The sequence below is a fragment of the Teichococcus deserti genome (assembly GCF_001982615.1).
Taxonomy (GTDB): domain Bacteria; phylum Pseudomonadota; class Alphaproteobacteria; order Acetobacterales; family Acetobacteraceae; genus Pseudoroseomonas; species Pseudoroseomonas deserti.
On sequence record NZ_MLCO01000331.1, the window covers coordinates 1 to 7,039 of the forward strand.

Annotated in this window: 9 protein-coding genes; 1 reads left to right on the forward strand and 8 read right to left on the reverse strand. The window is 74.1% G+C overall.

The window, feature by feature from the left end:
• Both BKE38_RS26220 and BKE38_RS26225 read right to left on the reverse strand, forming a co-directional pair.
• Positions 1 to 361: lysozyme inhibitor LprI family protein (locus BKE38_RS26220; RefSeq protein ID WP_131829736.1), on the reverse strand; the 361-nt coding region annotated here is incomplete at its 3' end.
• A 95-nt stretch (positions 362 to 456) separates the two neighbouring features.
• Positions 457 to 1,062: a CGNR zinc finger domain-containing protein gene (locus tag BKE38_RS26225; protein WP_076960150.1), complete on the reverse strand. Its 606-nt coding sequence runs from the start codon at positions 1,060 to 1,062 to the stop codon at positions 457 to 459.
• A gap of 92 nt (positions 1,063 to 1,154) precedes the next feature.
• Here BKE38_RS26225 and BKE38_RS26230 point away from each other — a divergent pair, with 92 nt between their 5' ends.
• Complete coding sequence (locus BKE38_RS26230; RefSeq protein ID WP_076960151.1) at positions 1,155 to 2,072, forward strand: DMT family transporter; 918 nt, start codon at positions 1,155 to 1,157, stop codon at positions 2,070 to 2,072.
• Positions 2,073 to 2,074: 2 nt separating this feature from the next.
• Here the strand turns inward: BKE38_RS26230 and BKE38_RS26235 are convergent, their stop codons facing one another.
• The 6 genes from BKE38_RS26235 to BKE38_RS32455 all read right to left on the reverse strand — a co-directional run.
• Positions 2,075 to 3,406, reverse strand: a complete 1,332-nt coding sequence (locus tag BKE38_RS26235) for an LLM class flavin-dependent oxidoreductase (RefSeq protein WP_076960152.1) — start codon at positions 3,404 to 3,406, stop codon at positions 2,075 to 2,077.
• Between the two features lie 220 nt (positions 3,407 to 3,626).
• Positions 3,627 to 3,749: a hypothetical protein gene (locus BKE38_RS33715; protein WP_278247651.1), complete on the reverse strand. Its 123-nt coding sequence runs from the start codon at positions 3,747 to 3,749 to the stop codon at positions 3,627 to 3,629.
• 71 nt (positions 3,750 to 3,820) lie between these two features.
• Positions 3,821 to 5,422: a hypothetical protein gene (locus tag BKE38_RS32450; RefSeq protein ID WP_076960153.1), complete on the reverse strand. Its 1,602-nt coding sequence runs from the start codon at positions 5,420 to 5,422 to the stop codon at positions 3,821 to 3,823.
• 85 nt (positions 5,423 to 5,507) lie between these two features.
• Positions 5,508 to 6,089: a hypothetical protein gene (locus BKE38_RS26245; protein WP_076960154.1), complete on the reverse strand. Its 582-nt coding sequence runs from the start codon at positions 6,087 to 6,089 to the stop codon at positions 5,508 to 5,510.
• The gene (locus BKE38_RS26250; protein ID WP_076960155.1) at positions 6,086 to 6,397 is read right to left on the reverse strand and encodes a hypothetical protein; all 312 of its coding nucleotides are present in this window, start codon (positions 6,395 to 6,397) and stop codon (positions 6,086 to 6,088) included. The genes BKE38_RS26245 and BKE38_RS26250 overlap by 4 nt, the downstream gene beginning before the upstream one ends.
• The coding region (locus tag BKE38_RS32455) for a hypothetical protein (RefSeq protein WP_207553679.1) at positions 6,394 to 7,039 on the reverse strand (646 nt) is incomplete at its 5' end. The genes BKE38_RS26250 and BKE38_RS32455, both read right to left, overlap by 4 nt.

A 7,039-nucleotide genomic window follows, 5' to 3' on the forward strand; every position in this document is an offset into this window, starting at 1 on the left:
GCGTGGGCGCGGCGGCGGACGGGGCAGGGGCTGCGGCCTGGGCGTTCAGCGCGGCGATACGCTCGTCGAAGGCGGCGCGCAGGCAGGCTTCCAGCACGGCGCCACGGCGGCTGCCGCAGTCGCGCGCGCGGCGCGACAGCCAGCCGCGCTGGTCCTGGCGCAGCGCCGTGGCGTCGCCGCGGGCGGTCGCGCCGCGGAAGGCCTCGACCAACACGCGGTCGCGCTCCAGCAGGTCGGGGGTGGCACAGATGGTGCGGTCGATCGGCGTGGTGGCGCGGTCGCAGGCGATCTGCGCCCGGGCCTGGCTGCCCGCCGCCAGCGCCAGCAGCATCGCCGCGCTGGCCATCAGACTGTTCCGCATCGCGCCCGCCATCCTTCCCCTCGTGGCTTCGTCTGTCCGCCGAAATTGCGGGAGGCGCAATCGGCCCAGGCCAGGCTCCGCGGGATGTGAGCGGTTCAGCCGGCCGAACGGCGGGCGCGCAGGCGGCGGACGCGGTCGAGCACGCCGCAATCCGCCTCGGCGCACCAGCGGCGCTGGCCGCCGCGGCTGGTGTCGAGGAACAGCCAGCCGCAATGATGCCCCGGGCATTCGCGCACCCGCGGCAGGCGTGGATCGATCAGCAGCTCGGCCGCCTGATGCGCCAAGCGATGGACCAGCGCCATGGGGTCGGGATCGGCGGACCAGTCCCAGGCAAAGCCGGTGGGCAGCCGGCGCAGGCGGCGCTGCGCCCGGTTGGCCAGGCCTTCGACGAGCGCCAGGTCGATGGCGGCGGGCTCGGCGCCGCGGCCGAGCGTGGAGAAGATGCGGAACACCGCCTCCCGCAGGTCGCGGGCAGCCAGCAGCGCCGCCCGGGCCGCGGCGGGCCGCTCCGCGAAGCCCTGCCGCAGGGCGACCAGAGAACCGCCCTCCGCGGCGCCGGCGCGGCCGGCCCAGGCCAGCAGGTCGGCGGGGGCGCGCAGGACATCCTCCTCCTCGCCGCCGCGGCGGGCGGCGATGGTATTGGCCAGGTCCAGCACCGGATGGCCGCCGCGCAGGTTGAGGCTGGCGATGGTCCGGGTCATGGCGCCTCCTTCCGACTCGCGAACCAGGGTGACCCGGGGAACCGTAACGGGTATTCGTGGTTTTGTCCGTGACGAACCGCAAGGCACCGGCCATGTCCGCCACCACCGCCTGCCAGAGTCCCAATGCCGGCCCGGCGCGCCTGGACCTCCTGCTCTTCCTGGTGATGAGCCTGGTCTGGGGCAGCACCTGGATCGCCGCCAAGGCCGGCATCAACGCCGTGCCGCCGGTCTTCTTCGCCGCCTGCCGCTATGTGCTGGTGGGCGGGCTGCTGCTGGCGCTGGTGCCGGGCGTCGCGCGGCTGCTGGCCGGGCCGGGGGCAGCGCGGCTCTGGCTGACGGGCACGCTGGTCAACACGGGGACCTATGCGACGCTGCTCTGGGGCATGCAGCACGTGGCCTCGGGCGTCGCCGGGCTGGTCAACCTGCCGATGGTGGCGATCGGCCTCTATGCGCTGGAGCTCCTCCGCGGCGAGGCGCGGCTCACATGGCGGCATCCGGCGGCGCTGGTTCTGGGGCTGGCGGGGCTCGCCGTGCTGTTCCGCCAGGATGCGGCGATCGCCGGCGGGGGCATGGAGATGCTGGGCATCCTCGCCATCCTGGCCGGCACCTTCAGCTATTGCCTGGGCTCTGTGCTGTCGCGGCCGCTGCTGCAGCAGGGGGTGACGCCCTTCCAGCTGACCGGCGCCCAGGCGGTGGTCGGCGCCGTCGGCCTGTCGCTGGTCTCGGCGGCGCTGGAGCCGGTGACGCCCGCCGACTTCGCCACCCTGGCCGAGCCGCTGCCGCTGGCCAGCCTGCTGTTCATGGTGATCTTCGGCACCTTCACCGCCTACACCATCTATCTGCGGCTGATGCGCAACTGGGGGGCGTCGAAGGCCGGGCTCTACGCCTTCGTCTCGCCGGTGGTTGCGCTGCTGCTGGGGCGGCTCGCCTATGACGAGCCGCTGGGCCTCGACCAGGCCGCCGCCGCCCTGCTGCTGCTGGGGGCGGCGGTGATCGCGGTGCGAAAGTAGCCTTACGCGAAGAAGCGGTTCGCCGGCCGCTGCAGCCCCAGATGGTCGCGCAGCGTGGTGCCGGCATACTGCTTGCGGAACAGGCCGCGGCGCTGCAGCTCCGGCACCACCTTGCCCACGAAATCGTCGAGCCCCTCGGGCAGGTGCGAGAACATGATGTTGAAGCCGTCGCTGCCGCCTTCCTCCAGCCATTGCTGCATCTGGTCGGCGATCATGACGGGCGTCCCCACCATCGCCAGCCCGCCATAGCCGCCCAGGCGCTGGGCCAGCTGGCGCACCGTCAGGTTTTCCCTCGCGGCCAGGGCAATGACGCGCTCGCGGCTGCTCTGGCTGGCATTGGTCGGCGGGATCTCCGGCAGCGGCCCGTCGGGGTCGAAGCCGCTGGCGTCATGGCCCAGCGCGATCGACAGCGAGGCCAGCCCGCTCTGGTAATGCACCAGGCTGTCCAGCGTCCGGCGTTTCTCCTCCGCCTCCTCCAGGCTGTCGCCGACGACAACGAAGGCGCCGGGCAGGATCTTCAGGGAATCAGCCTCGCGCCCCGCCTTGGCCAGGCGCGCATGCATGTCGGCGCGGAAGCGCTGACCGTCGGCGAGCGTCGGAGTGGCGGCGAAAATGACCTCGGCGGTCTCGGCGGCCAGCTGGCGCCCGGCCTCCGAGGCGCCGGCCTGCACGATCACCGGCCAGCCCTGCACCGGGCGGGCGATGTTCAGCGGGCCGCGCACGGAGAATTCGGGGCCCTTGTGGTTCAACACGTGCAGCTTGGCAGGGTCGAAGAACTGCCCGGTCTCAACGTTGCGCAGAAAGGCGTCGTCGGCCCAGGAGTCCCAAAGACCCGTGACCACCTCATAGAATTCACGGCCGCGCTTGTAGCGCTCGCCATGCTCGACATGCGCCTCGAGGCCGAAATTCAGCGCGGCGTCGGGGTTGGAGGTGGTGACGATGTTCCACCCCGCCCGCCCTTCCGAGATGTGGTCGAGCGAGGCGAATTTGCGGGCGACATGATAGGGGTCGTTGAAGGTGGTCGAGGCCGTCGCGATCAGCCCGATCCGCTCGGTCACCGCGGCCAGCGCCGGCAGCAGGGTCAGCGGGTCGAAGGAAGTGACCGTGTGGCTGCGCTGCAGCGCCTCGACCGGCATGTTCAGCACGGCCAGATGGTCGGCCATGAAGAAGGCGTCGAAGCAGCCGCGCTCCAGCGTCCGGGCCAGCCGCTTCAGGTGGGCAAAGTTGAAGTTGGCGTCGGGCCAGGCGCCGGGATAGCGCCAGGCGCCGGTGTGGATGGTGGTCGGGCGCATGAAGGCGCCCAGATGCAGCTGCCCGCGGGGCGAGGGGGACATGGGGGAGATTTCTCCGGGGAGGCTGGCGCCGGAAGCGGCGCGTCACCCGGAAGCTTGGCGTGGCATTTTGCGGCTGCAAGCCTGCCCGCCGAATTTAGTCTGGTCATGCCACGCGGGGCGCCAGGCGCAAACAGACTGTTCTAGCAAAGGCGGCGATCAGCGGATGGGGCCGAGGGCAAGGCGCGACCGGGACCGCGCCTCCCCGGAATCCGACCGCGGGCTACTGGTAGCCGCCGGTCTTCTCGCGCTCCTTCGCGGCGTCGGCCTGGGCCTTCTCGTCGACGGGCTTGGTCGGCGCCTTCTCCCCCTGCGGCGGGGTCTGGGTCTTCTCGTCGTCGCTCATGCTGCAAGCCCTCTGCTGGGAACCCTCAGGTAACCCGGGCCGGCGCGGCAGGTTCCACCGCGGCGGCGGTTCTAGCGCATCGGGCTGGGGCCCGGCCCCCCCTCGCGCACCAGGCACCAGCGGTGGGCGCCGGGATCCGGGGCGCAGCCTTCCCAGAACGCCGCGCGGCAGGAGCGGTTGGCCGGCGTCATCCAGCGCGGCGCCGCCTGGCATTGCTGCCAGTGCCGCGCGCCGGAGGCGACGCCGTCGAAATACAGCGTCTCCAGCCAGAGATAGCCGAGCGCCTCCAGCGGTGGCGCCAGCGCGCCCACCCATTCCCATTTCGCCGGCACCGCCGGCCGGGCCAGGGCGATGGCGCCGCGCGCGACCGCCCGGCGGTAGCCCTGCAGGAAATGCGATTCCAGCCGCACCCCGAAGGCGCCGGGCTGCAGTCCGATGACGGCCTCGGCGACGGTGGTGTCGCAGGCCTCGGGCAGGATCAGCGCGGTGGGGAAGGCCAGCGTCACGCCGGGGAAGGTGCCGGCGCGGGCGAAGAGGTCGATGTCGAAAAAATAGCCCAGCACCCGGGCGCCCGCCATCCGGGCCCGGATCCATGCCCTCTCGGACCCCGGCGGGATGGCGCGCCAGCTTTCGGCGATGACCGACCAGAAACCCGCGGCCTCGGCATAGCCCGGCTCGGTCGCCGCCCAATGCGTCTCCAGGCTTCCGGAAAAGCCGCGACCCTCGCCGGCACGCAGCCCTTCGATGGAACGGAGGAAGACTTCCTCGGCGCCGACGGCGCCCCAGGAGACGACATGCACCAGGGCATGCGGGGCGGCACGGGCATCCAGATAGCTTTGCAGCAGAAAGCCGAGGCCCTGCGCGGTCAGCCCGCCCTGGCTCTGGCCGGTGAAGACCACCTCGCCCCCCGCCGGGCCTTCGGCATAGCGCGCGGCATCGGCCAGCATCCGCAGCGCGGCGGTCGAAGAGAACTGCGCGCGGCCGAAGGTGAGGCCGGAGGCCCAGCTGCGGAAGTCGCGGTGCTGGAAGACATGCGTGCCGGCCACCGCATAGATCCGGTGCGGCGCGCGGCCGGGACGCGGCGCCGCCTCCAGCACCAGGGCGGCGAAGCCGGTATAGGTGTCGGTGTAGACCGCCACCTCGCGGTAGTCGGGCAGGCTGCCGGCGACCTCGGACTCCGCCAGCACCGGCGGGATGCCGGCAGCGGCCTCCTCGGCGGATTGGCGGATGTCGTAGGCGCGGTCGGCGGCCTTCACCGTCGCCTCGTCCAGCTGCCACAGCGCGGCCAGGCGCGAGCGCCGATCCTGCATCACCCGCGCCGCCGCCTGGGGCGGCAGCCAGGTGGTGGCGGCGGGGCCGGAGGGGGTGGCGAGCGCGCGCAGATTGTCCAGATGCAGCTCGATCCGCAGCTCGCCCCGGCCGCGGTCGATGCGCGGGCGGATGGCGTGGCGCGACAGCACCTCGGCGGCGAAGGCCGGCAGGCCGGAGAAGGCCAGCGACAGGCTCTGCCCGGCATCGGCCGCGGCGCAGCGGGCGAGCTGCGCCTGGCCCTCGGCCGCGCGCGGATCGGCGGCCGGTTGCGCCGCGGCGGTCGGCGGCATCAGCAGGCCGGACAGAAGCAGCAGGCTGGCCAGCAGCAGCAGGCGGCCCGGTATCGAGAACAGGCCGCGCACAAGAACTCCCCGGCTGGGCCGATCTATCCCGGGTTTCTCGCCGCGGAGGAAGGCGGGAATTTGGCACGAAATGCGACAGGGCGCCTCAGCCCCGCCGCGCGCCGCCTCCCCAGCCGCCGCGGCGGATGTGCCGCCGCTCGATCCGCACCTGCAGCCCGCGCGGATCGCCGAGCTGCGCCAGCAGCTGCCGGAACGGCTCGCGCGGCAGGGCGATGCCGCCCTGGCTGGCGCCGTCGCCGCGCCGGACGGCATGCAGCAGCAGCGGGCGGCCGTCGCCCCCGGCGATGCCTTCGGGCCCCAGGATCAGCGCCGCCTCGCCGAAGGCGCCGCGGATCGCCGGCAGGGCGGCGGACAGGTCGGCCGCCCCCAGCACGCGGTAGTCGCCGGCCGGGGCATCGCCGCCGGGGCGGCCGGCCAGCCGCTCGGGATTGCCCAGCGCGACCGCCATCGCCGGATCGGCCTGCCACAGCGCCGGGACCGGGCCGAAGACCACGGCGTCGCCGCGCTCCAGCCGCAGCTGCGGCCTGTCGCTGTTCGGCGCGGTGGTGATCACCAGACGGGTCGCGGCGTCGCGCACCCAGTCGCCGCGCGCCACGCCGCGGGCGCGCCGCCAGCCGAGGAGGAGCAGCACCGCCGCCAGCAGCGCGAAGACGCCGGCCATGCTCATGGCGCAGCCGCCTTGCGGTCGCCCGACGACCCGCCGGTCGGGGAGCTTCCGCGCAGCGCCTCGATGCGCGACTGGACATCCAGCCGCGCCTCGATGTCGGGGCGCAGCCGTGCGCCGGCGGCCGGCATCCAGACCCAGGTGCCGCGGCTCGGCGGCGGCGCCTGCAGCGCCTGGCGGGCGGCGGCGACATAGGCGCGGTCGTCGGCCGCCGCATCCCAGCGGTCGACCGCATGCAGCAGCCCGGCCAGGAAGGCGGCCATGGCGCCGCAGACCAGGTAGAGCCGGATGCCGCTGAGCTGGTCCTTCATGGCGCGCCTCCGGCGGCGGGATCGGGGACGGCGGCGAGGGCGGCGGCCAGCGCGGTGGCGGTCTCGGCGCCGGGCCGTTCCAGCGCCTCGGCCAGGGCGGCGGCGAGCGGGCCGGCGCCGGCATGGCTGGCCTCCAGCGCGGCGACGGTGGCCGGCAGGTGGTCGATCAGCAGGGCGATGGCGGCCGGATCCTGCAGCCGCGTGCGCGCCGTGGCCAGCAGACGGCGGGCCGGCGCCGCGAGCGCGGCCCGCTTGCCATCGGCCACCCGGCTGACCGCGCCGAGAAGCGCGGGCAGCGCCGCCTGCTCCAGCGCGCGGCGCGCGGCGGGGGTGAGGGCCGCGACATTCTGCAGCTGCGCGGCGCCGGAGCCTTTGCCGAGCAGCAGCCAGGCGTCGAGCCGGCGGCCCGGCCGGTCGCCGGCCAGGAACCAGGCCAGCGGCATGACCAGGCAGGGCAGGATGGCGAAGGCCACCCAATAGCCTTCGTCCGACGGCGCCACCAGCGCCGGGGTCAGCCCCAGCGCGACGCCGCCGGCCAGGAAGGACAGCACCCAGCGGCGCTGGCCGGTGGTGAGCAGCGGCTCGGCCTCGATCGGCGCCGGCGCGTGGCGGCGGGAGCGGCCGCTGGAGGCGGAGCGGGGC

Coding starts and splice junctions, on each gene's coding strand:
- BKE38_RS26225 (WP_076960150.1), bottom strand. CDS start 1,062: ATGACCCGGACCATCGCCAGCCTCAACCTGCGCGGCGGCCATCCGGTG.
- BKE38_RS26230 (WP_076960151.1), top strand. CDS start 1,155: ATGTCCGCCACCACCGCCTGCCAGAGTCCCAATGCCGGCCCGGCGCGC.
- BKE38_RS26235 (WP_076960152.1), bottom strand. CDS start 3,406: ATGTCCCCCTCGCCCCGCGGGCAGCTGCATCTGGGCGCCTTCATGCGC.
- BKE38_RS33715 (WP_278247651.1), bottom strand. CDS start 3,749: ATGAGCGACGACGAGAAGACCCAGACCCCGCCGCAGGGGGAGAAGGCG.
- BKE38_RS26245 (WP_076960154.1), bottom strand. CDS start 6,089: ATGAGCATGGCCGGCGTCTTCGCGCTGCTGGCGGCGGTGCTGCTCCTC.
- BKE38_RS26250 (WP_076960155.1), bottom strand. CDS start 6,397: ATGAAGGACCAGCTCAGCGGCATCCGGCTCTACCTGGTCTGCGGCGCC.